20 protein-coding genes and 1 pseudogene are annotated in these 26,223 nt (G+C 70.9%); 7 read left to right on the forward strand and 14 right to left on the reverse strand.

The window, feature by feature from the left end:
* Positions 1-159, forward strand: a pseudogene (locus tag EIZ44_RS45545) (flavodoxin-dependent (E)-4-hydroxy-3-methylbut-2-enyl-diphosphate synthase); the annotation flags it as partial.
* A 5-nt stretch (positions 160-164) separates the two neighbouring features.
* Here EIZ44_RS45545 and EIZ44_RS18165 read toward each other — a convergent pair.
* Positions 165-917: an AfsR/SARP family transcriptional regulator gene (locus tag EIZ44_RS18165; protein ID WP_063697480.1), complete on the reverse strand. Its 753-nt coding sequence runs from the start codon at positions 915-917 to the stop codon at positions 165-167.
* Between the two features lie 607 nt (positions 918-1,524).
* On the opposite strand from EIZ44_RS18165, the gene EIZ44_RS18170 reads away from it, so the two are divergent.
* Both EIZ44_RS18170 and EIZ44_RS18175 read left to right on the forward strand, forming a co-directional pair.
* The gene (locus EIZ44_RS18170) at positions 1,525-3,546 is read left to right on the forward strand and encodes a polysaccharide deacetylase family protein (protein WP_134729922.1); all 2,022 of its coding nucleotides are present in this window, start codon (positions 1,525-1,527) and stop codon (positions 3,544-3,546) included.
* A complete protein-coding gene (locus EIZ44_RS18175) occupies positions 3,546-7,004 on the forward strand; it encodes an ABC transporter ATP-binding protein (protein ID WP_167754184.1) in 3,459 nt (1,152 codons plus the stop codon). The genes EIZ44_RS18170 and EIZ44_RS18175 overlap by 1 nt, the downstream gene beginning before the upstream one ends.
* A gap of 3 nt (positions 7,005-7,007) precedes the next feature.
* Here EIZ44_RS18175 and EIZ44_RS18180 read toward each other — a convergent pair whose 3' ends face one another.
* Genes EIZ44_RS18180 through EIZ44_RS18195 form a run of 4 tightly spaced genes read right to left on the reverse strand, consistent with a single transcriptional unit; the run spans position 7,008 to position 11,180 of the window.
* Entirely contained in the window at positions 7,008-7,664 is a 657-nt protein-coding gene (locus EIZ44_RS18180) for a response regulator transcription factor (protein ID WP_037819634.1), read from the reverse strand.
* A complete protein-coding gene (locus EIZ44_RS18185) occupies positions 7,664-8,866 on the reverse strand; it encodes a sensor histidine kinase (protein WP_134729926.1) in 1,203 nt (400 codons plus the stop codon). Before EIZ44_RS18185 ends, EIZ44_RS18180 begins: the two co-directional genes overlap by 1 nt.
* Before the next feature lie 33 nt (positions 8,867-8,899).
* Positions 8,900-9,829, reverse strand: coding sequence for a 4-hydroxy-3-methylbut-2-enyl diphosphate reductase (locus EIZ44_RS18190; protein ID WP_037819633.1), 930 nt, complete (start codon positions 9,827-9,829; stop codon positions 8,900-8,902).
* 43 nt (positions 9,830-9,872) lie between these two features.
* The gene (locus tag EIZ44_RS18195) at positions 9,873-11,180 is read right to left on the reverse strand and encodes an FAD-dependent oxidoreductase (protein WP_167754185.1); all 1,308 of its coding nucleotides are present in this window, start codon (positions 11,178-11,180) and stop codon (positions 9,873-9,875) included.
* A gap of 228 nt (positions 11,181-11,408) precedes the next feature.
* Here EIZ44_RS18195 and EIZ44_RS18200 point away from each other — a divergent pair, with 228 nt between their 5' ends.
* Both EIZ44_RS18200 and EIZ44_RS18205 read left to right on the forward strand, forming a co-directional pair.
* Positions 11,409-13,208 (forward strand): prenyltransferase/squalene oxidase repeat-containing protein, encoded by a 1,800-nt coding sequence (locus tag EIZ44_RS18200; protein WP_134729930.1) that lies wholly within the window; start codon positions 11,409-11,411, stop codon positions 13,206-13,208.
* Entirely contained in the window at positions 13,195-14,943 is a 1,749-nt protein-coding gene (locus EIZ44_RS18205) for an AMP-binding protein (RefSeq protein WP_167754186.1), read from the forward strand. Before EIZ44_RS18200 ends, EIZ44_RS18205 begins: the two co-directional genes overlap by 14 nt.
* A gap of 64 nt (positions 14,944-15,007) precedes the next feature.
* Here EIZ44_RS18205 and EIZ44_RS18210 read toward each other — a convergent pair whose 3' ends face one another.
* The 3 genes from EIZ44_RS18210 to EIZ44_RS18220 all read right to left on the reverse strand — a co-directional run bounded on the left by EIZ44_RS18210 (position 15,008) and on the right by EIZ44_RS18220 (position 17,376).
* On the reverse strand, positions 15,008-15,313 hold the full coding sequence (locus tag EIZ44_RS18210; RefSeq protein WP_134669098.1) for a hypothetical protein: 306 nt from the start codon (positions 15,311-15,313) through the stop codon (positions 15,008-15,010).
* A gap of 65 nt (positions 15,314-15,378) precedes the next feature.
* Positions 15,379-16,191, reverse strand: a complete 813-nt coding sequence (locus tag EIZ44_RS18215; RefSeq protein ID WP_134729934.1) for an oxidoreductase — start codon at positions 16,189-16,191, stop codon at positions 15,379-15,381.
* 3 nt (positions 16,192-16,194) lie between these two features.
* Positions 16,195-17,376 carry a cytochrome P450 gene (locus EIZ44_RS18220; protein ID WP_134729936.1) on the reverse strand — a complete coding sequence of 394 codons (1,182 nt, stop codon included), beginning with the start codon at positions 17,374-17,376 and terminating at the stop codon, positions 16,195-16,197.
* A gap of 169 nt (positions 17,377-17,545) precedes the next feature.
* Here EIZ44_RS18220 and EIZ44_RS18225 point away from each other — a divergent pair, with 169 nt between their 5' ends.
* Both EIZ44_RS18225 and EIZ44_RS18230 read left to right on the forward strand, forming a co-directional pair.
* Entirely contained in the window at positions 17,546-18,235 is a 690-nt protein-coding gene (locus tag EIZ44_RS18225; RefSeq protein ID WP_134729938.1) for a GbsR/MarR family transcriptional regulator, read from the forward strand.
* Positions 18,236-18,284: 49 nt separating this feature from the next.
* Positions 18,285-19,097, forward strand: a complete 813-nt coding sequence (locus EIZ44_RS18230; RefSeq protein ID WP_134729940.1) for an MBL fold metallo-hydrolase — start codon at positions 18,285-18,287, stop codon at positions 19,095-19,097.
* A gap of 6 nt (positions 19,098-19,103) precedes the next feature.
* Here EIZ44_RS18230 and EIZ44_RS18235 read toward each other — a convergent pair whose 3' ends face one another.
* From EIZ44_RS18235 to EIZ44_RS18260, 6 genes are all read right to left on the reverse strand, one after another.
* Positions 19,104-19,487 (reverse strand): hypothetical protein, encoded by a 384-nt coding sequence (locus tag EIZ44_RS18235; protein WP_134729942.1) that lies wholly within the window; start codon positions 19,485-19,487, stop codon positions 19,104-19,106.
* Between the two features lie 42 nt (positions 19,488-19,529).
* Complete coding sequence (locus EIZ44_RS18240) at positions 19,530-21,062, reverse strand: PucR family transcriptional regulator (RefSeq protein ID WP_134729944.1); 1,533 nt, start codon at positions 21,060-21,062, stop codon at positions 19,530-19,532.
* A gap of 104 nt (positions 21,063-21,166) precedes the next feature.
* Positions 21,167-22,189, reverse strand: coding sequence for a glucose-6-phosphate dehydrogenase (coenzyme-F420) (fgd, locus tag EIZ44_RS18245; RefSeq protein WP_134729946.1), 1,023 nt, complete (start codon positions 22,187-22,189; stop codon positions 21,167-21,169).
* An 80-nt stretch (positions 22,190-22,269) separates the two neighbouring features.
* Entirely contained in the window at positions 22,270-23,853 is a 1,584-nt protein-coding gene (locus tag EIZ44_RS45935; protein ID WP_134729948.1) for a helix-turn-helix domain-containing protein, read from the reverse strand.
* Positions 23,850-25,139, reverse strand: coding sequence for a hydantoinase/oxoprolinase N-terminal domain-containing protein (locus EIZ44_RS18255; RefSeq protein ID WP_134729950.1), 1,290 nt, complete (start codon positions 25,137-25,139; stop codon positions 23,850-23,852). The genes EIZ44_RS45935 and EIZ44_RS18255 overlap by 4 nt, the downstream gene beginning before the upstream one ends.
* A complete protein-coding gene (locus EIZ44_RS18260; protein WP_167754187.1) occupies positions 25,136-26,200 on the reverse strand; it encodes an S-methyl thiohydantoin desulfurase family protein in 1,065 nt (354 codons plus the stop codon). The genes EIZ44_RS18255 and EIZ44_RS18260 overlap by 4 nt, the downstream gene beginning before the upstream one ends.
* Positions 26,201-26,223 lie beyond the last annotated feature (23 nt).

The following is a 26,223-nucleotide window of genomic DNA, read 5'->3' on the forward strand; positions in this document are numbered from 1 at the left end:
GGCGTCGCCTCCGGCAACGGCAAAGGCCAGATCTTCGTCAAAGGCGAAGTCATCAAGACCGTCCCCGAACACGCCATCGTGGAGACCCTCATCGAAGAAGCCATGCGCATCGCCGACACCGTCGACACCCCGGGCACGCCCACCGTGACGGTGGGCTGAGGCGATCAGGTGGGCTGACCGATGGCGAGGATCCGTTGCAGCAGCCGCTGCAGCTCCGGCGCGGGCGCGATGCCCAGTTCCTGGTCGAGCGTGCGGCGCAGCGTGCGGTACACGTTCAGCGCGTCGCTGCGGCGGCCGGAATGCGTCAGCGCCTCCATCAGCCTCGCGTGCGCCCATTCGTTCAGCGGCTGGCTGATGGTCAGCGACCGCAGTTCCCCGATCAGCTGCAGGTACCGGCCCAGCGCCAGGTCGGTCTGGATCCGCAGCGCCTGCGCCGCGGTGCGCTCTTCCTCGAGCCGGGCCTTGAACGGCCGCAGAATCGCCCCGGTCTCCACGTCGGCGAGCACGCGCCCGCGGAATACCTCCAGCGCGCGCCGGAAACTTTCCGAGGCCTTTTCATGTTCGCCGGCCTCGTAATGCGCCCGGCCCGAGTGGTAAAACGCGGAAAACCGGCTGACGTCCAGCTGGTCGCTGCCCAGCGAAAGCTGGTAGCCGGAGGAGACCGTGCGCAAGCCGTGCCCGCCGCCGGGGCCGTCCATGGCTTTCCGGATATGGCAGACATACGTGCGCACGGTCAGCGCGGCCTGGCGCGGCGACTCCTCGCCCCACAGTTCGTCCACGATCTGGTCCGTGCTCACGATCTGGTTGTGGTAGAACAACAACAACGCGAGCAGCTGCCGCACCTTCGGCGCCTTCGGCATGCGTACTTCCGCGTCCCCGCATTCGACCCGCAGCGGGCCCAAAAGCTTGAAATCCACGGCTTTCCCCCAGGAATCACCGCGCGAAGAGGCCCGGGCGACCCGCCCTCTCCGCACCAGCCAGTTTGTACCGCTTGTACCGCACCCAGTAACGGCGCTTCGCGGGGTCCGCGCCGCCGGTATCCGGAGTTCCCGGACCGCGTCGCGCGGTATTTCTTTTTCTCCCGCCAGTGCCGCTGGGCGCAGCTTGCCACACCGGGTTCGGCACTGTCCACCGACACCGCGGCCGAACCGGGTAATGCACAACCGTGCGGACTGCACGGCACTTTCCGGAAGTAAGGAAAAACCCCAGCAGGCCCCCGCGAAAGTCAGGGTCGGGCAAAATATGGATATTGCCATTTAATCTGTATTTACCTTTCGTCCGGCACCGGTCTCCGCCGCCCGCCCGCCGAGGGGATTTTTCCCCGCGCCCGTCCGCCGCGGGTCCCGGTTGCGCGGCCGTTGAGCCTCCGTTGACCCGGGGCGTTGCACCCACGGGTGGAACCGGCCAACCCACCCGCGAACCCAACCAGCGGTGGACGACGCCCGCCGGGCCGCGCTCCTACCGTCGGCGGCAGCGGTCGTCGCGGGGTCCCGCGGAAGAGCCACCGGAGCCGGGAGGATTGTCATGTCGGGCGCGCCACTCGCCTTCGTGCACCACGCGAACCAGCTGAACATCACCGACGGCTACGACAACCGGGACGGCATCGGGCGGATCTGCGACGGCTACGCCGAGGTGCTCGACCTGCACCGCCGCTACCGGATCCCGACCGGCCTGCACCTGTCCGGCACGCTGCTCGAAGCCGCGCTCTGGCACCGTCCGGATTTCGTCGGCCTGGTCCGCGAACGGATCGCCGACGGCACCGTCTCGCTGCTCGGCGGCACCTACTCCGAGCCGATCATGCCCGCGTGCTCGGAGTGGTCGAACCGCCGCCAGCTGGCCGCCGCCGCGGACCTGCACCGGCGGCATTTCGGCGTGCCCGGCGGCCAGCCGCCGACCGCCTGGCTGCCGGAGCGGGTGTGGGCGCCGGAGCTGGCCGGGGTGCTCGCCGAGGCGGGCATCCGCCGGGTCCTGGTGGACGACCGGCTGCTCGCGAAGCCGGTCCCCGAGGACGGCTATCCCGCGGACTCCCGCGCGCACGCGGACCTGCACGGACCGTTCCACTGGGACTCCGAGCAGCCGCCGCCGTTCCGCCCCGGGCTCGCCGATCTGCGCCTGCTGCGCCCGCGCGCGGTGACCGGCGACCTGACCGTGCTCCCGATCTGTTCCTACCTGCGGTACCTGTTCCCGCCCCGGACGGACGCGCATCTGCACTTCCTGGAGGCGTTCCTCGCCGATGTCGGGGAGCGGCAGACCGGCGAGGAAATCCTCGTGTACGCCGACGACATGGAGCGCGCGGCCGGCGTCGGCGGCTGGGAACCCGCGCTGGAACGCTACGAGCGGCTGCTGCGGTTCCTGGCCGAATCCGGGGCGGCCGAACCGGTCAGCCTGGATTCCTGGCTGGACGGACGCCCTCAGCCCGCGTCCGCCGACGTGCCGGCGGGGACCTACTACGAACTGGAGGTCGACTGGTCCGCCGGGCCGTCGTACCGCGGCTGGACCGACACCCAGGAATGGTGGTCTTACGGGGAATTGCTGGACTCCGTCGAAGCCGAACTGCGGGAAGCGGGCAGTGCCGTCGAACCGCGGCTGCAGACGGTCGCCGAGCGGATGCTCCTGCTGGGCCAGCACGAACTGGGCTGGCACGACTGCACGGAGGACGGCCGGGGCCGGGCGCTGGCCCCGTGGGTGCGCGCCACCGCGTCGCACGCGCGCCTGGCCCGGCCGCTGCTGTCCGCGGCGCGCTGGGCGGCAGGCGGCCGTTACGCGCCGTCCGCCGGTCTGCACGACATCGACCGCGACGGCGACGGGGAACTCATCCTGGTGAGCGACGACGTGTGGTGCCTGGTTTCCCCGCGGGAGGGCGCGCGGGTGACCCTGCTCGCGCACCGCCGCCCGCGCGGTTCCGGCGAGGACGGTCCGGCGCTGATCGTCGGAAACCCGGCCGACCACTGGAATTTCCAGGAGGAACTGCACCGCTACATGGAGGTGCCCGCCGCGCATCCCGGCGCACTGGCCGACCGCGAGACCGCGCACCGCGCCTGGCTCCCGTGGGTGTCCGCACAGGACGCTTCCGCGGTGGCGGTCGACCTCCGCCCGGTAGACGGCTCCGCGACCGAGGTGCGCCGGTACGCGCTCCGGCACGGCGTCCCGGCCCTGCTGGCCTGCATCCACACCGCGACGCCGGGTCGGCGGATCGAGAATCTGATCGTGCCCGACTACCTGGAAGCGCTGCTCGGCGGCAAGGAAGCGGTCAGCGCGGTCGGCGGGGAACTCTGGCGCGGCTGGAAAAGCGGGGCGAGCCAGTGCTGGCTCGCGTTCGATCCCGGGCAGGCCGAGGTGGTCGCCGACGAGCCGACCGCCGCCGGGCACGGGTTCCCGGCCACCGTCGTCGCCCACGACACGCACGTGGACCTGTTGCTGGGCGCGGGATTCGTGCACGACGCGTTCGCGGTGCGGTGGCTGGCCATGGCGCGCGACGTCCTGCACCCGGCCCCGGCCGAGCAGCCGAGGGCGGCGGCGCTGGCCGCGCCCACCGGCGTGGTGTGATGGCACCACCGTTGCGCAGGCTGGCGCGCTACCTGCGCAGGCATCGCGGCGCCACCGCGCTGGCGGCACTGGCTGCGTTGGCCGCCACCGGTTTCGCCGCGGCGCTGCCGCTGGTGCAGCAACGGCTGATCGACCGCACTGTCGTCACGCACACTGACCCGATCGCGCCGTATCTGGTGGTATTGCTGGCTTTCGCGCTCGGCCGGTTCGCGGCCACCGCCGTCCGGCAGTACTGGGGCGGCCGGACGGCCCTGGACGTGCAACGCGAATTGCGGGCCGACGTGGTGGCCGCGGTGCATCGGCTCGACGAGAGCCAACGCACCGGGTTCGGTGCCGGACAATTGCTCGGCCGCGCGACCGGTGACGTCTGCTATGCACAGGGCCTGCTCGATCCGCTGCCCGCCGCGGTCGGCAACCTCGCGCTGCTGGCGGCGTCGGCGACCGCGATGGTGCTGCTTTCCCCGGTGCTGACCGGGCTGGTGCTCGCGGTGTGCCCGCTGCTGGTGCTGGCCGTGCACCTGGCCCGCAGCCGGATCTTCCCGGCGGGACTGGCCGCGCAGCAACGGTCGGCGGAGCTCACCGGCCGGGTGTCCGAGGTGCTGGACGGACTGCACGTGGTGACCGCGTTCGGCCGCCAGGAGCACGAACTGGCCGCCATCGAACGGGACGCCGCCGCGGTGCGCACCGCTCGGATCCGCACCGCTCGGGTCTCCGCCGCGGTCCTGCCGTTGATGAGCGCCGTGCCACTGGCCGGGCAGGTCGGCGTGCTGGGCATCGGCGGCTGGCTGGCGTTGCGGCACGACATCAGCCTCGGCACCTTCGTCGCCTTCGTGAGCTACTTGGCGCAGTTGGTCGGTCCCGTGCGCGCACTGGCCGGTTTGGTCGGGTACGCACAGGAAGCGCGCGCCGGGCTGGAGCGCTGCTTCGCGCTGATCGACACCCAGCCAGCACTGCAGGACGGCTCGCGCGGGCTGCCCCAAAGCGCGCTCGGAGTCGAACTGCGTGACGTGCACTTCGGCTACTACGACAAACCGGTGCTCCGAAGTGTGTCGCTCACGATCGCGCCGGGCCAGTACGTAGCCGTAGCTGGGGCACCGGGTTCCGGGAAGTCCACCTTGCTACGGCTGTTGTGTCGCCGCTACGACGCGGCCGATGGCTGCGTACGCGTCGGTGGTGTGGACGTACGCGCACTGAACGGCGAAGCATTGCATCGCGCGGTCGGAGTGCTCACCGAAGAACCGCAGCTGATGCCCGGCTCCTTCCAGGCGAACATCGCATACGGCGCGCCCGACGCCGACCATGCACGAATCGTCGCGGCTGCTCGCGCGGCCGGGGTGCACGACTTCATCATGGCAAGCCCAGACGGCTACCAGACCAGGATCAGCGACGCCGAGTTGTCCGGCGGGCAACGACAACGCATCGCGCTCGCCCGGGCGTTGCTCCCGGACCCGAAGCTGCTGTTGCTCGACGACCCGACGACCGCAGTGGACGCGGTGACCGAGCGCGCCATCCACCGTCACCTGCGCGGCCTGGCCACCACGCGGGTCGTGGCGACCAGTCGCCCGAATCTCCTCCGTACCGCCGACCGGGTGGTGCTGCTGGAGTCCGGCCGCGTGGCGGACATTGGGACCCACGAGGAACTGCAAGCCCGCTCTCCCGCCTACCGGGCTCTCCTCGGCGAAACGGAGCCCGCGCCACCGCCGCCGAAACCCGCCTTTTCGCAAGTGCTGGCGGCACCCGTCACTGTCCCGCCTCGCCAGCACGGACTGTTTCGCGCGCACCGCAAGGGATTCCTCGCCGGTTTGTCGCTGCTCGCCGCCGGCACGGCCACCGATGTGCTGCTGCCGCTGGCCATGGGCCGCGGAGTCGACTCGGGCGTGAACGCCGGACAGCTCGGCGTACTGCTGGCATGGGTCGCCGCCGGTGCGGGTTTGGTCGCACTCAACGCGCTGAGCACCGCGGGCGAAACCGTGGTGACCGGCCGTACCTGCGAGCGGGTGCTGTTCGGCTTGCGCAGGCGCACCGCGCAGCACGCACTGGCGCTCGGCCCCGCGGAACGGGACCGCGGCCGGTTGATCACCCTGCTCACCGCCGACATCGAGGCACTGTCCCATTTTCTGCGCAACGACCTGCCCGGAGCGTTGGTCAGCGCGGTCACCACGATCGGCGCGATCACCGCACTGTCCTTGATGGACGGTGACCTGCTGCTGCTCGCGCTGGCGGGAGTTCCGTTGGTAGTGCTGGCCACGATGTGGTTCCGACGCCGTTCCACCCCGCTTTACACCCTCGCACGGGAGAGCCTGGCCGCTTTCACCACCGCGCTCCGCGAAACGATCAGCAGGCTCACCGTCGTGCAGCTTCACGGCCGCCGCACAGACAGCGTCGCCGAACTAGGCGCGCACGACCGCCGGTACCGCGACGCCCGTGTACGCACGCATCTGTGGACCGCGCTGTACTTCCCGTTCGTCGAGTTGGTAGGCGCCGTGACCGCCGCAGTAGTGCTTGCGGCCGGAGCAGCGCGCATCGAAGACGGCACGCTCACCGCGGGCGTACTGGTCGCCTTCGTGCTGTACCTCGACTCGCTTTTCGCGCCCGTGCAACAGTTCGCTCAGGCCTACGACGGCTACGCACAGGCCGCTGTCGCTGTACGACGCCTTCGCGCCTTCCTCCGCACCGAACCGGCCGTACCGTCGCCGCGACAGCCGGTCGCACCGTCCCAGGCCCGAGGCACCGTGCGGTTCAACCAGGTACGCATGCGCTACCCCGGCGCACCGCGCGACGCCCTGTCCGACATTTCGCTCGACGTACCCGCGGGCAGCACGCTGGCCGTGGTCGGAGCCAGCGGCGCGGGCAAGTCCACGCTGCTGAAGCTGCTTCTCCGGTTCCACGATCCGTGCCAGGGGCAGGTTCTGGTGGACGGCGTCGACCTCCGCAGCTACGACGTACGCTTGCTACGCAGGCAAATCGGCTTCGTGCCGCAGGAACCGTACCTCTTCGGGCGCAGCGTGCTCGACAACATCCGTTACGGCTGCCCGGATGCCAGCCCGCGCGACGCCATCGCCGCCGCCCGCGCGGTAGGCGCGCACGAAGTGTTCGAAGCCCTGTCGGACGGCTACGCCACTACGGTCGGCGTCGGCGGCTCCGCGCTGTCGGCAGGCCAACGCCAGCTCGTCTCGCTCGCGAGGGCCCGGCTTCTGGCGCCCACGATTCTTGTCTTGGACGAAGCCACTGCGAACCTCGACCCACGCACCGAGGCACGATGCCAAGCGGCGACCGCCGCAGCGTGCGCCGGACGCACGGTGATACTCGTCGCGCACCGCCTGTCCACCGCCGCACACGCCGACCGCATCGCGGTGCTGGAGGACGGACGGCTCGCCGAACTCGGCACCCATGCCGAGCTTGTGGCGGCACAGGGCCACTACACGAAGCTGTGGGGATCCCTCGAAACCACGGGCTGAACCTCACTCCCCCGTCAACCCGTGCCGGAACGCATACCGCACCGCCTGCGCCCGGTCCCGCACGCCGATCTTCGCGAAGATCCGGTTGATATGGCTCTTCACCGTCGCCTCCCCGATGAACAACCGCCCGGCGATCTCGCGATTGGACAGTCCGCCTGCCACCAGCCGCAGCACCTCGACCTCGCGACCGCTCAGCACCCCGTCCGCCGCGGAACGCACCGGCGGCTCGGCAGGCTCGCTCATCCCGGCGAGCAGACGCCGCTGCACCTCGGCGTCCATCACCGACTGGCCGGACGCGGCGGCCGCCAGCGCACGGGCGATGTCCGCGCGGCCAGCGTCCTTCGTGAGGAACCCCAAAGCACCCGCCCGCAACGCTTCCCGCACCGAACTGTCGTCGGCATAAGTGGTGAGCACGACGACCTTCACCGCCGGGTACTCCGCGCGCAGCCGGGCGGTGGTGCTGACCCCGTCCCGGACCGGCATCCGCAGGTCCATCAGGACCACGTCCGGCGGATCGGCGGCGACCATCTCCAGCACCGCGTCCCCGTTCGCGGCGGCGCCGACCACCGTCGTGCCGGGGAAGGTCTCCAGCAGGGTCACCAGTCCCTCGCGCACCGCCGTCTGGTCGTCGGCGACCAGCACCCGCAACGGCCCGTCCATCAGTCCCCCTCGGTTCCCGTGCGCGGCACCCGCGCCCGCACGGTCCAGCCCGGTCCTTCGGCCGCCGCTTGCAGCGTGCCTTCCAACTGTTCGATCCGTTCCCGCATCCCGATGAGCCCGTAGCCGCCGCCAGTCGTGGTGCGTTCGGCCTCGCTCGGTGCGCCGTTCCGCACGACCAGTTCGACCTGCTCCTCGTCCACCGACAGCGAGACGGTCACGGGAGCGCCCGGCGCGTGCCGGCGCACGTTCGTGAGTGCTTCCTGGCCGAGACGCTGCAACGCCAGCGTCACTTCCGGGCGCAGCTCCGACTGTTCGGCCGGCTCCTCGAAAGACACCGGCACGTCGGGATAGTCGGCCTGGTAGTCCTCGACCAGCGCGCTCAGGAACTCGGGCAGCGAGCGTTTGTCCCCGCGCAGCGCACCGATCGCGCGGCGGGTCTCGGCCAGGCCTTCCCCGGCCAGACCGCGCGCGCGGATCACGCAGGCCCGCGCCCGGTCCGCGCCCGGCACCGTCTCCAGGAGCGCGTCCGCGGCCTCCAGCTGCACGATCAAACCGCCCATCGAGTGCGCCAGCACGTCGTGGATCTCGCGGGCGATCCGGGCGCGCTCGGCCAGCGCCGCGGAACGGGCCTGTTCTTCTTTCGCGACCTGGGTTTCCACCAGCAGCATCTCGGTCTGCGCGATGTGCAGCAGGCGCTGCCTGCGCACGATCCCGGCCAGATACGAGGCCGCGGCGGCGAGCACCGCGAATCCGCCGGGCAGCAGGTTCTCCCAGAACCGCTCGGCGATTCCGACCGCCGCCATCGCGAAGACGGCGACCACCCCGGCCGGGCCCGGCTCCACCACGCTGGCGGCGGCGAGCACCATCAGGCAGACCAGGATCACGCCGACGTCCGAACCGGAGGTGCCGGGTACGAGCAGTGCGCCGCCGACCACGCCGACCAGCAGCGCGATCAGCCGCAGCAGGCCCTCCCGGTCGCGCAGCAGGCCCCAGCCGAACCAGCCCGCCGCGCCGACGAGCAGGCCGAGCAGGTTGAGCCCGGGCAGGCCGTGCGTCCCGATCCCCGGCGAGGCCACCGCGACGGTGTAGGCCAGCACCACCATCAGGCCCACGCGCACCGCCCAGCGCGCGGCCACGGCGAGCGCTTCGGACCGTCCTTCGCCGGACACCGCGGCCCGTACGGTCCTCCTCGCCTCGTCCATGCCTGGCAGGTTAACCGCAGGCGCGGCCGCGGGTTACGACCGCAACTCGCGCGGTGGGGCGAAACTCAGCTTCTCTTCGGCGGTGCGCACCTCGCGCACGTCCCCGAAACCGTGTCCGGCCAGCAGTTCGAGCACCTGCTCGACCAGATCCTCCGGCACCGACGCCCCGCTGGTGACCCCGACCGTCGTCACCCCGTCGAGCCACGCGGGATCGACCGCGGCGGCGTCCTCGACCAGGTACGCCGCGGAAGCGCCGCCGTCCAGCGCGACTTCCACGAGCCGCACCGAATTGGACGAGTTGGCGGAACCGACGACGAGCACCAGACCGGCCTCGGCGGCCAGCTCGGCGACCGCTTCCTGCCGGTTCTGGGTGGCGTAGCAGATGTCGTCGCTGGGCGGGTCGGACAGCAGCGGGAACCGTTCGCGCAGCCGGCGGACGGTCTGTTCGGTCTCCGCGACCGAAAGGGTGGTTTGGGACAACCAGGTCACTTTGGCCGGATCGCGCACTTCCAAGCCCGCGACCGCGTCCGGGCCGTCCACCACGATGGTGTCCGCCGGTGCCTCGCCGCTGGTGCCTTCGACCTCTTCGTGCCCGTGGTGGCCGATCAACAGGATCTGGTCTCCGCGCGCGGCAGCACGCACGGCTTCGCGGTGCACCTTCGTCACCAGCGGGCACGTCGCGTCGATAGTGCGCAACGAGCGTCCCGCAGCGGCTTCGTGCACCGCGGGGGCGACGCCGTGCGCCGAGAACACTGTGACCGAGCCAGGCGGCACTTCGCTCACCTCGTCGACGAACACCGCTCCAAGACGCTCGAGACGGCGCACCACGTGCGTGTTATGCACGATCTGCTTGCGCACGTAGACCGGCGCGCCGTGGCGCTGCAGTGCGGCCTCGACGGCGCGTACGGCGCGATCCACCCCGGCGCAGTACCCGCGCGGGCTCGCCAGCAACACCTGTTTCATGGCCGCGACCGTAAGCGGGGAGCGGCGGAGCGCACGAGATTCCTCAACGCGGGTCCAAGGTGGCCTCAACGGCGCCGTCCACGCCCGCTCGACGCGGAGGCAACTCATCGGCCGCGCGGTCCGGCCAGCCGAGTTGCTGCAACCGGTCGAGAACGGAGAATTTCCGATAACCCAGACCGGAGATGTTGTGCATGATCTTGTAGCACAACCGGCGATTCCGGCCGTGGCAGGAAAGAATGTACTTGCTGCGCGCGTACCCGAAATTCCCGACCGCGGTGGTGAACATTTCCGCGAACCGGTGGCTGAATTCAGAAATGGTTTTGAGCTCCGGGCGGCGCACCCGGTCGTATTCGGCCAGCGCGGCGTCGACCGCGCCGGATCCGGCGGTGGAGACGTCCCGGAACGCGCCGGCCAGCCGCACCGCGTCCGCGATCGCCGCGTTCATGCCCTGCCCGGCCATCGGGTGCACGGCGTGCGCTGCGTCGCCGATCAGCGGCATCCCGGCGCCGTGGAAGACCGGCGCGACGAACCGCCGCGCGGACAGCACCCGGCAGGTCGGCACCCCGGCGCGCACGGACTCGGCGATCGGCGCCACGCTCGGGCACGCGGCGACCGCCTCGTCCACCCAGCCGGCCAGCCCGGCCTTGCCGATCCGGTTCACCAGCCCGCGCTCGACCTGGAGGTACAGCCGCCCGCCGCCGCCGGGCATCGGGTACATCACGCGCATCCCGTCGCGGGTGATCGTGGTGGTCGCCTGGTGCGCCAGCTCCGGCACGCCGGCCAGGTCGATCGCGACCACCTGGTGGTCGTAGGGCGTGGTGTCCACTTCGATCCCGACCTGGCCGCGCAGCTTGGACGCGTGCCCGTCGGCCGCGACGACCAGGTCCGCGGACACCTCGGCGCGGGCGCCGCGCTCGCGCAGCACGACCCCGGCGACGCGGCCGGATCCGTCCCGCACCGCGCGCTCGACCGAGACCCCGCGGCGGAACTCGACGGTCGCGGGCAGCGCCTGGATCAGGTTGTCCAGGATGCCTTTGTAGGTGTGGGTGAGGCAGTGGTCGTAGGCGCTCGGCAGCCACCGGTAGTCCATCGCGCACAGCTCCGCGCCGTCGTCGCCGGCGCAGACCAGCCGGTCGATCCGGCGCCCGCCCGCGCGGCGCAGGGTTTCCAGCGCGCCGATCGAGTCCAAAGTGGCCAGCGAACCGGGCTGGAGGAGCTCGCCCTTGAACGTTTCCACCGTGTCGGTGAGTTTGTCGACCAGCAGCACCCGGCGTCCTTGCCTGCCGAGAAGAATCGCCGCGGTGAGCCCGCCTGCCCCGGCCCCGCATATGACAATGTCGTAATCGCTCACACCATTTACCGTTCTGCTCCGGAAGACGCGCGAAAATAGCACCGCGAGTGCACAGAAGAATCCCCCGCGAACAGCGTGACACGGCCCCGGGAACCCGTCAACGCGGCCGCCGCGCGGTTGACCGCGCGAACTCGGCCGTGTCACACTGATCGCGCCACGCCTGTGTCCTTTTCCCGGGCGTTCCGGCCGCGATTCCCTTTTCCACGCCAGGTCCGAAAGCGAGCGACCATGAGCCTCGACCCGATCCTCCCGCCCGCGGAGCTGGACCGCGCGCTGGCCCGCACCGCCGACGCGCTGTTCGCCCTCCAGCGCTCCGACGGCAGCTGGGAAGGCAGGCTGTCGGCCAGCCCCGGTTCCACCGCCGACGTCGTGATCGCCATGCACCTGGCGGATCCGGAAGGCTGCCGCGACCTGATCCGCCGGGGCCTGGACTTCCTGCTGGCCAACCAGGGCCCGGACGGCGGCTGGGGCGACGACGTCGACACCGAGCCGACGCTGAACGGCACCGCGCTGTCGGTGGCCGCGCTGGCGCTGGTGATCCCGGACGAGGCCGCCGGGCAGATCCGCCGCGGCTGGGCGCGCGTCGAGGAATTCGGCGGCACCGCGGCGATCCGCGACGTGGAACAGTGCTCGCTCACCGTCCTGGTGCACTTCTACCTGGTGCTGGCCGGGCTGATGAGCGACGAGGGCCTGCTGCGCTGCCCGATCGAACTGGCCCTGCTGCCCGCCCCGTTGCGCCGCAAGCTGACCTTCGCGATGCCCACCGCGCTGTCGTGGGGCCTGATGTGCGCCGAGCTGATGCCCGGCGGCCGGGTCCGCACCGCGCTCAACAAAGCCGCAACGCCGAAGGCCATCGAATACCTCGAAGGGCTGGTCGGGTTCGAAGGCCCGGAAGGCGGTTTCGTCGAGTCGCCGATGATGTCGGCCAACGTCTGCATCGGGCTCACCATCGCGAAACAGCGCCCGGACATCGTGCGCCACTGCCTCGACTACTTCCGCGCCACCATCAAGCCCGAAGGCGGCTGGGCGGTCACCCGCGACCTCGAGGTGGACGCGACCAACTTCATCACCACCGGTCTCCAGCACGCCGGGCTCGGCGACGACGCGCGGGTGACCAAGGCGGTCGGCTGGATCCGCTCCGCGCAACGGGACGAGGACTTCATCTGGACCGGTGCCCCGCCCGGAGGCTGGGGCTGGGGGCTGCCGTCCGGCTGGCCGAACAGCGGCAACACCGGCGACGCGGTGATCGCGCTGTCCGGCGACGGCGCGGACGTGAGCGACCCGCAGGTGCGGCGCGGCACCGAATGGCTGCTCCGCCAACAGAACTACGACGGTTCGTGGAGCTGCTTCGCGCAGGTCGGCCGGATCGCGAGCATGGACCCGTCGTTCGCCATGGTCGGCAAGGCGCGGTCGCCGAAGGTGCTGTACGGCCCCTGCGCGGTGATGTCCGCCGAAGCGTTCTCCGCGCTGGCGTTGTCCGGACGCTGCCGCCCGGACGACGAACCGTTGCGCAACGCGTACGCGTGGTTCGCGAAGGTGCAGCGCGCGGACGGCGCCATCGAGAACAAGTGGTACGTCGGGCAGGTGTGCGGAACGGGCTCCGTGCTTCGCGCGCTGGGCGACGCCGGTTTGGGTTCGAGCGCCGTCGCGCGGCGCTGCGTCTCGTGGTTGCGGCTCAACCAAAACGAAGACGGCGGCTGGGGCGACGCGCTCGGCCGGGGTCACTCCACGGTCGAGGAGACGGCGATGGCCTTGCTGGGCCTGTGCGCGTCCGGTGTGACACCGACCGCGCCGATCGCGGCCCGCGGCGCGCGGTGGCTCGTCGACCATCGCGACGCGGACGGGCTGTGGCAACCCAGTCTGCTCGGCGTGTACTTCCTCGAACTGCTGTACCGGCACGACCACACCGCGAACGGCTATGCCCTGCAAGCACTCGCGCGCTACCGCGAAGCATTGCGCGACGACACCGCGACCGCACCGGGAACGTTCGACCAGCCGCGTTGGGCGGTGCCGCATGTCGGCCGCTGAGCAGGTGAAGCCGTGGAGCGCGGAGTTCGAGGAACTGCTCCGCAGCGAACTGGCTTTGTGCGACGAAACGTCTTCGCTGGAACCCGACACTCCGTTGCTGCACTACGGTCTCACGTCGCTGAGCACGTTGGCGCTGAGCAGCAAACTGGTTACGCGGTACGGCATCGAGCTACCCGCCTTTGACGAGCGCGCGTTCCGTACGCCGCGTTCGCTGTGGAAACTCGTCGAAGGCACCACCGGCTCTCTGACAAGCGGAGACGCGGAAACGGGCGCCTGGCGCGCGCCCGCTGAAGGATTGGCCGCGCGGTTCGCCGAGACAGCCGCCCGGTTCGCCGACGAGCCGTGCCTGGTCGACAACGCCGGTGCACTGACGTACGCGGAAACCGCGGCCCACGCCGCCGCGCTCGCCGAAACCATCGGCGCGGGCGGCGTGGTCGCCGTGCTCGGCGAACGGGAGATCGCGACGTACTGCGCCTACCTCGGGGTGCTGTACGCGGGCGCCGCGATCGTGCCGCTGTCGATGGACTTTCCGCCGGAGCGCAACGCCGACATCGTCCGCCAGGCCGGTGCGCGCTGCGTCGTGCACACCGATCTGCGCGGCGAAGAACCGCTGGAGGCACAGCTGTCCGCCATGGCCGGGATCGCGGTGGTGGACATCCACGACGCGGCACGTCCCGGCCCAGCGGCGCGGGCCGCCGCTCCGGTCTCCGGCGACAGCCCCGCGTACCTGCTGTTCACCTCCGGCTCGACCGGGCGGCCGAAGGGAGTGCGGATCACCCACGGGAACGTGGAAGCGTTCCTGGCCGCCGCACTGCCGTCGTTCCGGACCGGGCCGGGGGAAGTGTTCTCCCAGTGCCACGGGTTGACGTTCGACTTCTCGGTGTTCGAGATGTGGGGCGCGTGGAGCAGCGGCAGCGCGCTCGCCGCCGTGCCCCGCGTGCACGCGCTCAACCCGGCGGGGACGATCGCCCGGCACCGCGTCACGGTGTGGGCCTGCACGCCGAGCCTGCTCGAAGCGGCCGCCGCCGCGGGGAATCTGGCGCCAGGATCGCTGTCCGGACTGCGGCATGTGGTGATCGGCGGCGAACCGCTGCGGCGCGAGACCGTCGCGCTCGCCCGCGCCGCCGCTCCGGAGGCGATCATCGACAACGTGTACGGGCCGACCGAGACGACGGTGTGGGTCAGCACCTACCGGCTGGCTCCCGCCGACCCGATCCCCGGCCACGCGATCCTGCCCATCGGCACCCCGACCGCCGGTGCCGAGCTGAGCCTCGACGCCGACGGGGAACTGCTCGTCGCAGGCCCGCAGGTGTTCGCGGGCTACTCGGATCCGTTGCTGGACCAGGGAAAACTGGTCACCCGCGACGGGCGGCGGTGGTATCGCACCGGCGACCTGGCGGAGTGGCACGACGGCCTGCTGCACCATCGCGGCAGGCTGGACGGGCAGGTCAAGATCCGCGGCCACCGCGTGGAACTCGCCGAGATCGAACACGCGGCGACCCGTCTCCTCGGCGGTGTGCGCACTGCCGCGACGCCCGTGCCCGGGGTCCGTGGCGACACTGTGCTGGCCCTGTTCGTGGAGACCGGCTCGACCGACGAGGCCGCTCTGCGCTTGGAGCTGGGCCGCAGCCTGCCGGGGTACATGGTCCCGGACCGGATCTTCGCGACCGACGAACTCCCGTTGAACCCGCACGGAAAACTCGACCGCGCACGGCTGGCGGCGCGGGTGGGGTGAGGGCTTCGTTCCTTCGCCGGGGAAGTGAGTCGTCAGCCCGGCCGGGCATGGGCCGACGGTGTTCTCACCACCGTTCGGCGAGTTGCGCGGCAAGCCACCCGGCACCGACGACAAGGACGAGGATCGTCACGCTCAGGATTGCGACCGCGCCCCGGGTCGTCGCGAGCCGGAGCCGCAGAGCAAGAACCAGGCTCAGCACCGCGCAGCCGATCGGCACCGCCCACCACCAGTGCGGCCGCAGGAACAGGCCCAGCACCGCGAGCGCTGCCAAGGCCGCGCTGATCAGCAGAGCGCTGAACCATGCTTGCCGGAGTACCGCGCTCTGCTCGTACACCGGCCTCTCGTCCGCGGTCCCGCGGCCATTGCTCATCAAGCCAGTCCCATCCGGAGAATCTTCGCTGCGCGGTCCATGGTCGCGGGTCGGCAACTCCTCCCCTACCGGATCGAACGGGTGACCAGCTCGTCGAACTCCCGATCCGGCAGCGTCCGGTTCAGCTCCAGGAGTTCCTCGGCATGCAGACCGACGGCGTAACGAGTCTCGGGCGGATCGGCTTCCACCGCCTGCCGGATGGCCTGCGCCACGACAGCGGGATCGGCACCCCCAGCGAGCCCCGTTTCGGCCTGACCAGCCATCTTCTCAACCATCGCCCCATGAGGCCCACCGCCGGAGTACTCCCGCAACTGCGCGGCGGTCTGGTCTTCGAACTCGGTCTTGATGATGCCCGGCTGGACGACCACCACGTCGATGCCGAAGGGCCGAACCTCCATCCGCAACGTGTCCGAGTAAGCCTCGAGCGCGTGTTTCGACGCGTAGTACCAAGCACCGAACGGCAAGCTGATCACCCCGCCGATCGAGGAGACGTTCACGATGCGGCCCGACCCCTGGGCGCGCATCGCGGGCAGGGCGAGCTGGACCAGCCGAGCCGGGGCGAAAACGTTGACCTGGAACTGATCGCGGGCAGCCTCCAACGGAACATCTTCAGCGGCCCCGTGCAGCACAGTCCCGGCGTTGTTGATCAGGACGTCGATCCGTCCCTGTTCGTCCAGGACAGTGCGCACCACGCGGACGAGGTCGGCCTCGTCGCGAGCGTCCATCGCCAGCGGGTGCCCGCCAGCGTCGCGCAGTTCGTCCATGTTGGACACTCGGCGCGCGGCTCCGTACACGACGTGGCCCGCCCGCAGCAGTTCCAGCGCGGTGGCGCGGCCGATTCCTGCTGAGGCACCGGTGATCAAGCAAACTTTCGACACAGGTCAGGCCTCCCACGCGACGGGCAGCTGATGCACGCCGTAGATGAGCATGTCGCTGCGCATCGCGATGTCCGAAGCAGGCACGGCGAGGCGCAGGGACGGGAACTTGGTCAGCAAAGCGGGCAGGGCGACCCGGAGCTGGACGCGCGCGAGTTGCTGGCCCAGGCATTGGTGGATGCCGTGGCCGAAGGCGACGTGCCCGCTCGCCTTGCGGCGCAGGTCGAGGTTGTCCGGCGCGGGAAAGTGCGCGGGGTCGTGGTTCGCGGCGGGCACCGAGATGGTGACCGACTCGCCCGCGCGCACCTGTTCGCCGGCGAGTTCGACGTCTTCCAGCGCGGTGCGCACGGTGAACGGGATGATGCTCAGGTAGCGCAGCAGTTCTTCGACCGCGTTGTCGGCCAGTTCCGGTTCGGCGCGCAGCAGCGCGAGCTGGTCAGGGTGTTCGAGCAGGGCGAAGACGCCCAGCGCGAGCATGTTCGTGGTGGTGTCCAGTCCCGCGCCCAGCAAGGTGAAACCGATGTTGACCAGCTCGGTGTCTGTGAGATCGCTGCCGGTCAGGTCGCTGAGCAGGTCGTCGGTGGGCGCTTTTCGCTTGGCTGCCACCAATTCGCCGATGACTCCGTGGACCGCGGCGTAGGCCGCGCCGGTTTCTTCCGGCGTGTTGTCCAGCCGGAACAGGGTGAGCGCCTGCTCCTGGAACCGGTCCCGTTCGGCGTAGGGGACCCCGAGGAGTTCGCAGATCGTCTGCGCGGGCAGCGGCTGCGCCAGAGCCGGGACCAGGTCGGCCGGGCTGCCGCTCTCAGCCATGGCGTTCAGGCAGCGGTCCGCGACCGCCTGGATCCGCTCGGACAGCAGGCGCATCCGGCGGACGGTGAACTGGCCTGCCAGCAGGTGCCGGTAGCGGGTGTGCTCGGGCGCGTCCATGCTGCCGAACATTCCCGGCGGCGCGGGCTGATCGCTGGCCGGAGCGCCCGGGATCGGCATATGCCGCAATTCGGCTCGCGCGCTGAACCGGCGGTCTGCCAGCACCTCGCGGGCCAGCGCGTGCCCGGTCACCAGCCATCCGGCGTGGCCGTCCGGGTAGTCCAGCCGGCTGAGCGGACTCTTCTCGCGCAGTTCGGCCAGCCCCCGCGGCGGGTCGAACGGCAGGCCGGCCGGACGCTCGGTCGGCAGTGTGCTGGTCATCGCCAGCTCCCTTCCCGTGAACCTCTTGCGGGAAACAGTAGGACGATGTTTTAGTGAGCAGCAAACGCAGAATCTGCATCTACGCAGGCAGCGGCCCTATTATCGATGCATTAGCCTGAAGGTGAATGCACCGGAAGGGCTCCGGGACGAGCGAGGCGGAGACGATCTGATGCCATCCGGCAGGTTGAGCTACCCGGAACGGCAGCGCGTCGCGGCCGGGTTGGCGGACGGGCTGAGCTACGCCGAGATCGGGCGCAGGCTGGGCAGGCCGAAGTCGACGGTGATCCGCGAGGTCGCCCGCAACGGCGGGGCGCACGGTTACCAGGCCGACCGCGCAGAACAGGCCGCCCGGCGACGGGCGCGACGCCGGGCCCCCGCCGCGCCGCCCGTCCCGCCGCCTAGGGCAGCAGCTGATCCGCAGACCCGCAGCGACTTCGAGACGCGGTTCGCGCAGATGGCCACCCAGACCGGGATGCCGTCGATGATGGCGCGGGTTCTGATCTGCCTTTTCACCGCCGAGTCGGGCAGCCGCACCGCGACCGAGCTCGCCGCCCGGCTGCGCGTGAGCCCGGCGTCGGTCTCCAAAGCGGTGGGCTGGCTGGAAGAACGGGGCATGCTGCGGCGCGAGCGGAACGGCCGCCGCGAGCATTACCTGATCGAGAACGACGTGTGGCAGCAAGCCTGGCTGGCCAGCATGGAAGGCATCGCCCAGTGGGCCAGCTTCACCCGCCAAGGCGCCGAACTGTTCGGCGGCGACACGGTGGTCGGCACCCGCCTCCGCACGACCAGCCAATGGCTCCAGCACATCCGGCAGGACATGATCGAGGCCGCCGAACATTGGCGGCAGGCCGCGCTGTGACGACGGCCGCCCTTGACCTCAAGTTAAGTGGAGATACCAGAGTGGCCGCATGACCGTCTGGATTTGCGGAACGTGCGGGGTCGAACACCCGGACACCGAAAAGCCGCCCGCCGGGACCTGCCGGATCTGCGCGGACGAACGACAATACGTCCGCGCCTCCGGGCAGTCGTGGACCACAATGGACGAACTGGCGGCCGTCCCGCACGAACTGGTCCACGAAGAGCCGGAGCCGGGGATCCACCGGCTGCACCGCGAACCGGAGTTCGGCATCGGCCAATGGACCTACCTGGTCCAGACCGAAGCGGGCAACCTGCTGTGGGATCCGCCCAACGCGCTCGACCAGCCGCTGCTCGACAAGATCGCCGAACTCGGCGGTGCCGCGGCGATCGTGGCGAGCCATCCGCACATGTACGGCTCGCAGGTGAGCCTCAGCCACGCTCTCGGGAACGTCCCGGTGCTGGTGCATTCCGCGGATCGGCAGTGGGTGCAGCGGGAAGACCCGGTGATCCGCGAATGGCAGGGCACCGAACAGATCCTGCCCGGCGTCACCCTGGTCGAAGCGGGCGGGCATTTCCCGGGCGCCGCCGTCGCGCACATCGCGAACGGCGCACTGCTGGTCGGCGACACCATCGTGCCGGTCGCCGCGCCGGGCTGGGTGACGTTCATGCGCAGCTATCCCAACCAGATCCCGCTTTCCGCCGGGCTTGTCCGACGTCTCGTGGACCGGCTGGAGCCGTACGCGTTCGACCGGCTGTACGCGCTCACCGGGGCCAGCGTGCCGACTGACGCGAAGGCCGCGGTGCGTCGTTCAGCGGAGCGCTACATCGGCTGGGTCGACGGCACGAACGACCATCTCGGCTGACTCGCGTCACGACGCCCCTTCTGCCGGCCGGGGAAACTTTCCCCGGTAAGCAGGAGGTTCGATCGCGAAGCAGGCGACTATCGCCGCCGATTCGCTGTTCAGGAACAGCTGGAACACCAGCCCGTTCCGGGGCCGGTCATCGATCGTCCCGAGCGTCAGCCGCCGCTCGCCCCACGAGTTCAGTGCGTGCACCGCGGCCTCGAACCCCACCGAATACTGCCCCGCCTTCGCCGCGACGCGACGCCGGCGGCGAAAGATGGATTGCAACGAGAAGGTCTCGGCACCGCCGTACTCGTCCCACGCCGCACCGCGATCGAGCGCGTCGGCAGCGCGGCCCCAGGCGTCCGCACTTCCCGACCGCAGCAAGCCCAGCAGCGTTTCGCGTTCCACGACGCTATTCTTCCACCCGGTTCCCGTCTGCACGCCTTGTTTTCATGACCCGAGCATGAGTGGCGACGCCAAGAGCCGCGTCTGCAGTTCGATCGTGAAGCGCTGCACGGGATCATCGAGGTCGACCGCGCACAGTTCTTCGATGCGTTGAAGCCGGTACCGAAAGGTGTTGCGGTGTATGCGAAGTGCCGCCGCCGCGCGGGTGGCGTCGCCGCCTGCGTCGAACCAGCAGCGGAGGGTGTTCAGGTATTCGGCACCGCGCGGGGAGGGGTCTCGGCGGAGCACGTCGAGGGAGCCGTCGAGCAGGGCCGGGTGTTCGGCGGCTAGTTCCGCGAGTTCGGAGATCAGGACGTGCGGCAGCAGGTCCGTCAGGTGGGCGGTCGCTGGTGCCGTCAGGACCCGCGACGCGTGCCGGAGCGGGCCTAGTTCCGCTCGGATTTCGGACGCGGTGGCGCAGGGGCGGCCGAGACACGCCACCAGCGGCGCGGTGGTCGACGCGCGCCGGCGCAGGCGTTCGGTGAAATCGGCGGGTCCTGGATCGGGCATCGACGGGAGCAGGACGAACAGGAGGGAACCCAGCGTTGCCGTCGCCGTGCGAGGGTTCAGCATTCGGGCGCAGCGGGCCAGGGCTCCCTCGCGATCGGGCGCGACATCGCCCAGGGCGGCGAGGCGCCATCGCTGCGAAGTGCCGAGTCGTTCGGTCAGTGCTTCCAGTGATCCCGAACCGGTGAGGAGTCCGCGCAGAAGCTCCGCGCGGATCGCGTCTTCGTCGTCTCGCCCGGCGGGTTCGTCGATGAACCAGGCAGCGGCGGCCGTCGACACCTCGCGCAACACTCGTGCCACGGACGTCTCCCGGCGCGGCGCGCAAAGGACGTAGCCGCCGATGGTGGTGTCGGAGCGGATCGGGGCAGCCCAGCGCACGTCCCCGTCCGGGAGGTCAACGCGGGCGACGCTTCGGACCTGGGCGAGGCGCTTCCGCAACTCCGACGGGACTCGCCGGGCTAGCACCATTTCGCTGGTCAGGGCGTCCATTGCTTCGCCGCAACCGAAGGCGAGAACGCGGAAAGACGCGTCGGCGACCACCACGGCACCGTCGAGGGCTAGGGCCGCGCTTTCGGCGAGATCGTAGAGACCGGCGGGGGTCGCTGTCACGCCGCCGAATCGGGCACCGGACAGCAGGGAGTGCACGACTGTGCCGATCTCGGCCCATTCGACCTGTCTGGCAACCACGAGCACTGGCACCGCAGCAGTGGCGAGGTCGAGTTCCGGCGGCAGAGCACCCTCGCGTACGACTAGCGCTGCGGCTCCCGCGCGGCCAGCAGCGGTCAAGGCCTGCGCTAGTTCGTCGGCGGTCGGGCGGGGCTTCGTCATCAACACCAGCTGGTGCCGACCCGGCGGCCGGGCGGGATCCCACGAGGTCGCCCCGGCCAGCGGACGGTTCAGGCCCGAAGCGGGGGCCGCCACGCTGAACCAGCCGCGTCGCGCGCTGACCAGGAGCGGAAGCCGGATCGTCCCGTCCGGCGGAGGGAGATCGGCGGCGATCGGTTCTCCTGGCCGGGTGTCGACTGCCGTCATCGGGCCGCTCCTTCCGTCCACGCCACGCTGCGTCGGGGGAAGGCTAAACAGCGCCCGGAGCGCCGTCAGTGGGCTCAGCGCACTGCGAAGACCGCTCGGCAGGGCTATCCGCCCAGCCGCCGCAACCGGGGCAGCAGATTCCGCCGGGCGAGGTCGAGGAAGCGGGCTTGGTCGTCGCCGGGCGCGTGCAGGACCAGGTCGGTGAAGCCCGCGTCCACGTACGGGCGGATCCGTTCGACCACCTCGTCGGGATCGGCGGAAACGATCCACCGGGACGCGATCTGGGACATCGGGAGTTCGTCGGCGACGCGCTCCATGGCGACGGGGTCGGAGATGCCGTGCTTCTGTTCGGCGGTCAGGGACAGCGGAGCCCAGAACCGGGTGTTCGCGACGGCGGCCTCGGCGTCGGTGTCGTAGGACAGTTTGATCTCGATCGAGCGCGCGACGTCCGCGGGCTTGCGGCCGGACTGTTCAGCCCCGGCGTCCACAGCGGGCTGGAGCTTCTCCGTGTAGAGCTCCATGCCCTTGCCGCTGGTGCAGATGAAGCCGTCCGCCGTCCTACCGGCGTACTTCGCGACCACGGGGCCGCCTGCCGCGACGTAAATCGGCACCGGATGGGCCGGTCGGTCGTAGACGGTCGCGTTCTCGGTTTGGTAGTACTCGCCGTCGAAACTCACCCGTTCCTCTGTCCACAAGCGACGGATGAGGTCGATCGCCTCGCGCAGGCGGGCGAAGCGTTCCTTGAAGCCGGGCCACTCCAGGCGGGCGACCGCGACCTCGTTGAGCGCTTCGCCGGTGCCGAGACCGAGCAGGACGCGTCCGGGGTACAGCGCGCCGAGCGTGCCGAAGGCCTGCGCGACCACGGCCGGGTGGTAGCGGAAGGTCGCGGTGAGCACGCTGGTGCCGAGTCGGACCCGTTCGGTCCGCTCCCCCGCCGCGGCGAGCCAGGCCATCGAGAACGGCGCGTGCCCGTGCCGGTGCCGCCAGGGCTGGTAATGATCGCTCACCAGCACTGAGTCGAAGCCCCGCTCTTCGGCGAGGACGGCCAGGTCAACCAGGTGGCGCCGCCCGAACTGCTCGGCGGATGCCTTGTAGCCAATGGTGATTCCCGCGGTGCGTGTGTCCATTCCGGACACTCAACCCGGCTGGCGGCGCGGGGTCATCGTGCACGGCGGACGAACTCCAGCCCGCGGTCTTGTGCTCGACGTCAGCCGGGCTCGTCCCAATCCACCCCGGCCGCCCGCGTCGCCAGATGCACCGCCAACCGGTCGTCCGGATCGCCCAGATCCACCGGCAGCAACTCGGCGATCCGCTCCATCCGCTGCATCACCGTATTCCGATGCACCCCCAGCGCCTCCCCCGCGGCCTTCGCCGAAGACTGGAAATCCAGGTAACACCGCAAAGTCCGAACCAGACCACCGGACGGATCCGCCTCCTCCAGCGGGGCGAGCAGGTCGGCCGCCGCGCCGCGCAAAGGAGCGGAGCCGTACCAACCCGCGATCAGCTTTCGGGCGTTGCCCGCGTCGATGTGCTCGACGACCGCCCGGCGGTGTGCGGTGTGGGCGAGCAACGCCGCGCGGCGGGCCTGTTCGGCGGAGCGGCCGATGCCCGCCGCACCAGTGTGGGCCCGGCCTACTCCGGCGCACAGCCGCAGTCCGGGATGCTCCGCTTCGACGGCCGCGAGTGTCCTGGCAAGCCGGTCCAGCAACGGGCCGGGATCCTGGGCTTGCGCGTCGGAAGTCAGCCAGAACAGCCATCCTTCGCCGCGTTCGACAAGCCTCGCGGCGACGCCGTGTTCGCCCAGTTGTGCTTCCAATTCCGTACCCAGCGCGGACATCCGGAGCGCGGGCGGGGCGGCTGCCGCCTGCACCTGGACCGCGGTGTGCCGTCCGGCGAGCCGCCAGCCGAGTGCGGTGGCCCGTTCGACGGTGTGGCGTCCCGGTTCGCCGGGCTGTTCGAGGATTTCGCTGAGCAGGAGCGAACGGCGCCGGTGTTCGCGTTCGTCGCGGACCGCCTCTCCGGCGACGTGCACGGCGAACGACAGCGCGGCGATCGCGATCGCGCGCCGGACCGGTTCGAGCAGCACACCGGCCGCGAACCGGGGCCGCCGCACCGCGATCCAGTAGACCGCGGGTCCGGTCGTGACGACCTGGACCGGGTGCAGCATTAGTTCGCCGTCCGCCCCGACAGTCAGGGCGACCGGCCGCGAATCGGCCAGCAAGGCAGGGTCGGCACACCTGCCGAGCAACGCGTGCACCTCCGGGTCACCGGCCACGAAACGGGCCTCCGCGTCGACGAGCGCTACTGGTTCGCCGAGCGTCGCCGAGAGCTGCGAAGTGAGCGCGTTCGCGTCGGCGGGCGGACGCTGGAAGCGGCGGGACGCGTCGCCGAGCACCCGCAGGCCCGCGATCTCCGGGGCGCTGACGTAGGGGTCGAACGCCGTGATCACCCCGGTCGGAGTGCTGTCCTCGACGCCGATGAGCGGCAGCGCCAGCCGGTCGGCGAGCCTGCGGGTGGCGAAGGGCACCGGCCGGTGCGGGCGGGCCGCGATGATCCCGGACAGGCCCGCGCTGCCCGCCAGCCGGATCGCGAGGTCCGCCGCGAGATCGTCGAGGACCAGCTGCTCACGGCCGAAAACCACGACACTGCGCGGGGCGAGTTCGGAAATCTCGTGCACCGCGGATCCCGCGACGACCGCCCCGACGGGCCGCTTCAGCCCGGTCTCGCCCGCGAGCACCTCGTAGTGCTCGATCAGGTCGAGGTCCAGCAGCTGGGCGAGGGTGACCGTCATGGCGCCGCCGGTTCCAGGATCGGCCCCACCGCGGTCGCCTGGAGGCGCGCGGCCGGCACCGGAACGTAGGTCATCAGCGCCTCCTTCACCGGGGTTTCCCGCAAGGTGCGGGGGTCGGCGCCGGCCCGGACCGCGGCGTCCCGGGCCAGTTGCCGGGCGCGGGCCGCCGAATCTTCCCGTCCACCGGTGCCCTGCCAGAAGATCCGGTCGACCGAGCCCGCCGCTTCCGCGGTCGCCGCTCCCACAGCGGCTGCGAGATCGCCGTCCGGCGGCCGAATCGCGTCGGGCAGGGGCCGGTCTCCGACAAGCACGACCGGGAGATCGTCGTAGCCGTACCGCGCACGAGCGACCGCTGCGGCGACGGACATCGAGCGGTCCACGACGGTCAACCGCGGGAGGCGCGAGCCGATCCGGACGCCGCCGAATTCCCGGTGCGCGCCCGATTCGGGCAGCAACCCACCCCGCGTCGTCCCGACCACAGCCTGGTTGCCGTTCGCTTCTACCACCACCGCCGCGGATACTCCGGCCAGCCGCGCGGCACCGTGCAGCAACGCCGCCTGGGCTGCTCCGAGGCAAGCCGTGGCGTGGCGCTGCGCGGCGAGTTCGGGCAGCACGGTTCCGTCCCCGCGAACCAGATACAGCTCCGCATCGGGATTGTGCTTCCGAACCGTGGCGCCCAGTTCGCCGATCCGGGCGCGGGCGGACTCGGCCAGAGCGGCGTCGAGCACGGCCGTGTTCTCCCGCTCCAGCAGCCCGATCGCCTCGGTCTCGCTGCCTTTGAGCACCGGGACCTCCGGCCCGAGCACGTCGGCGAGGACGGCCGCGGCCTGCTGTTCGTGGTCGGGATTCTCCAATCCGTGGACTCCGGCGACCGCGACCGCGCAGACGGTTCCGGCGCACCGGCGGGCGAATTCGGCCACCGCGGCGAGGTCCAGCGGCGCGGACGCCGTGCCGTCGTATTCGTGCCCGCCCCGCACCATCGCGACGGGTCCCGCGAGCGCACTGGACAGCTCGACCGGCCAGCCCACGAGCGGCGGAAGCGCCGTCGCACCGCCGATGCGCAGCACCCCGACCGGCGATCCCGCCTCGGCAGGCACGGGCTCCGGCAGGATCGCCACGACCCGATCGACCGCTTCGGCATCGACCTCCGCGAGCAGCGCGCCGAGCAGTCTCGACGGCGAATCGGTGCCGGGTGCTCCCCGGTGGGACGCCACGATTCGGTTCGCCGTGTCCAGTGCCACGGCTCGGGCGGCGACGGCGTCGAGGCCCACTCGCAACCGGCTCATCGGACACCGGCCAAGAGCGGCGAACCGTCGAACCGCACCGGATCGACGGCATAACCGAACGCGCGCGGCCCAGCCGCCGCGTGTCCTTCGGGCGTGTGCCACCGCTCGTCGACCGGGCTGGCGATCACGTGCACTTCCTGCCCGGCGGCGAGGTCGACGGTCTGTGTCAATGCGCCCGTGTCCGCGTCCGCGACGCCGATCAGGTCCGGGACCGTGGCCAGCACCGTGCCTTCCCGGCTGACGATCAGGTTCTCGTTCTGGAAGTCGATCCGCACGAAACCGTCTGGGGTGTCGAGGGAAACCACGCCGCGCGGCCAGCCGTCCGAGGAATGCTGCAGGACCTCCGCGACGGTTCCGGTGCACACCAGGCGTCCGCCGCAGGCACGCAGGTACGGGTCGTGGCCGTCTTCGGCGAGCGCTGCCCCGATCCGGGCGCATTCGCTGATCGACCCGGCCGTGCCGAGCCGCGCACAGTCCCCGGCGGTCACCCGATACGCGCTGATCAGCGCCACGAGACCCAGCGGCGGCAGCACGGCCCGCACCAGCTCGCCGAGCACGGCGTCGGTGCCTTGGCTGAACTCGGCGACGATGCCGGAGCCTCCGACGACGGTGATCGGCGAGGCGGAAAATCCGGCCAGCCGCAGCAGCGTCAGGTCGATCGAGGGCAGCGTGCGGCGCATCAGGTCGAGGTCGAGGCACGGCAGCCCGAGTTCGGCCGCGACCGCGAGCGGAACGGCCACGTTCACGCTGCCGAGCTGGATCGGCAGGACCGCCGCGCACTCGCGCCCGGCCCGGGCCTCCACCGCCTTCCGGAGGGTCTCGGCCTCGACGGTGCTGTGCGCCTTCTCGACGAGCGTGTGCGGGGTCCCGCCGGACACCACGGGGAGGACGAGCGCGTCCGGGTCCAGTTCGCCCGCCGTGACGAGCGGGATCGGCCCGTGCCGCCGGACGGCCGCGAGCAGGAGCTGCTGCGCCAGGTACGGGTCGCCGCCGCCTCCGCTCCCGAAGTGCCCCGCGCCGCGCACCACGTCGTCGATCGCGGACTCGGCGACGTGCTCCATGCGCAAACCTTAACCGGCGTCGT

The sequence above is a fragment of the Amycolatopsis nivea genome (assembly GCF_004522235.1).
In the GTDB taxonomy this organism is placed as follows: Bacteria; Actinomycetota; Actinomycetes; order Mycobacteriales; family Pseudonocardiaceae; genus Amycolatopsis; species Amycolatopsis nivea.

Coding starts and splice junctions, on each gene's coding strand:
- EIZ44_RS18170 (WP_134729922.1), top strand. CDS start 1,525: ATGTCGGGCGCGCCACTCGCCTTCGTGCACCACGCGAACCAGCTGAAC.
- EIZ44_RS18175 (WP_167754184.1), top strand. CDS start 3,546: ATGGCACCACCGTTGCGCAGGCTGGCGCGCTACCTGCGCAGGCATCGC.
- EIZ44_RS18180 (WP_037819634.1), bottom strand. CDS start 7,664: ATGGACGGGCCGTTGCGGGTGCTGGTCGCCGACGACCAGACGGCGGTG.
- EIZ44_RS18185 (WP_134729926.1), bottom strand. CDS start 8,866: ATGGACGAGGCGAGGAGGACCGTACGGGCCGCGGTGTCCGGCGAAGGA.
- EIZ44_RS18190 (WP_037819633.1), bottom strand. CDS start 9,829: ATGAAACAGGTGTTGCTGGCGAGCCCGCGCGGGTACTGCGCCGGGGTG.
- EIZ44_RS18200 (WP_134729930.1), top strand. CDS start 11,409: ATGAGCCTCGACCCGATCCTCCCGCCCGCGGAGCTGGACCGCGCGCTG.
- EIZ44_RS18205 (WP_167754186.1), top strand. CDS start 13,195: ATGTCGGCCGCTGAGCAGGTGAAGCCGTGGAGCGCGGAGTTCGAGGAA.
- EIZ44_RS18210 (WP_134669098.1), bottom strand. CDS start 15,313: ATGAGCAATGGCCGCGGGACCGCGGACGAGAGGCCGGTGTACGAGCAG.
- EIZ44_RS18220 (WP_134729936.1), bottom strand. CDS start 17,376: ATGACCAGCACACTGCCGACCGAGCGTCCGGCCGGCCTGCCGTTCGAC.
- EIZ44_RS18225 (WP_134729938.1), top strand. CDS start 17,546: ATGCCATCCGGCAGGTTGAGCTACCCGGAACGGCAGCGCGTCGCGGCC.
- EIZ44_RS18230 (WP_134729940.1), top strand. CDS start 18,285: ATGACCGTCTGGATTTGCGGAACGTGCGGGGTCGAACACCCGGACACC.
- EIZ44_RS18240 (WP_134729944.1), bottom strand. CDS start 21,062: ATGACGGCAGTCGACACCCGGCCAGGAGAACCGATCGCCGCCGATCTC.
- fgd (WP_134729946.1), bottom strand. CDS start 22,189: ATGGACACACGCACCGCGGGAATCACCATTGGCTACAAGGCATCCGCC.
- EIZ44_RS45935 (WP_134729948.1), bottom strand. CDS start 23,853: ATGACGGTCACCCTCGCCCAGCTGCTGGACCTCGACCTGATCGAGCAC.
- EIZ44_RS18255 (WP_134729950.1), bottom strand. CDS start 25,139: ATGAGCCGGTTGCGAGTGGGCCTCGACGCCGTCGCCGCCCGAGCCGTG.
- EIZ44_RS18260 (WP_167754187.1), bottom strand. CDS start 26,200: ATGGAGCACGTCGCCGAGTCCGCGATCGACGACGTGGTGCGCGGCGCG.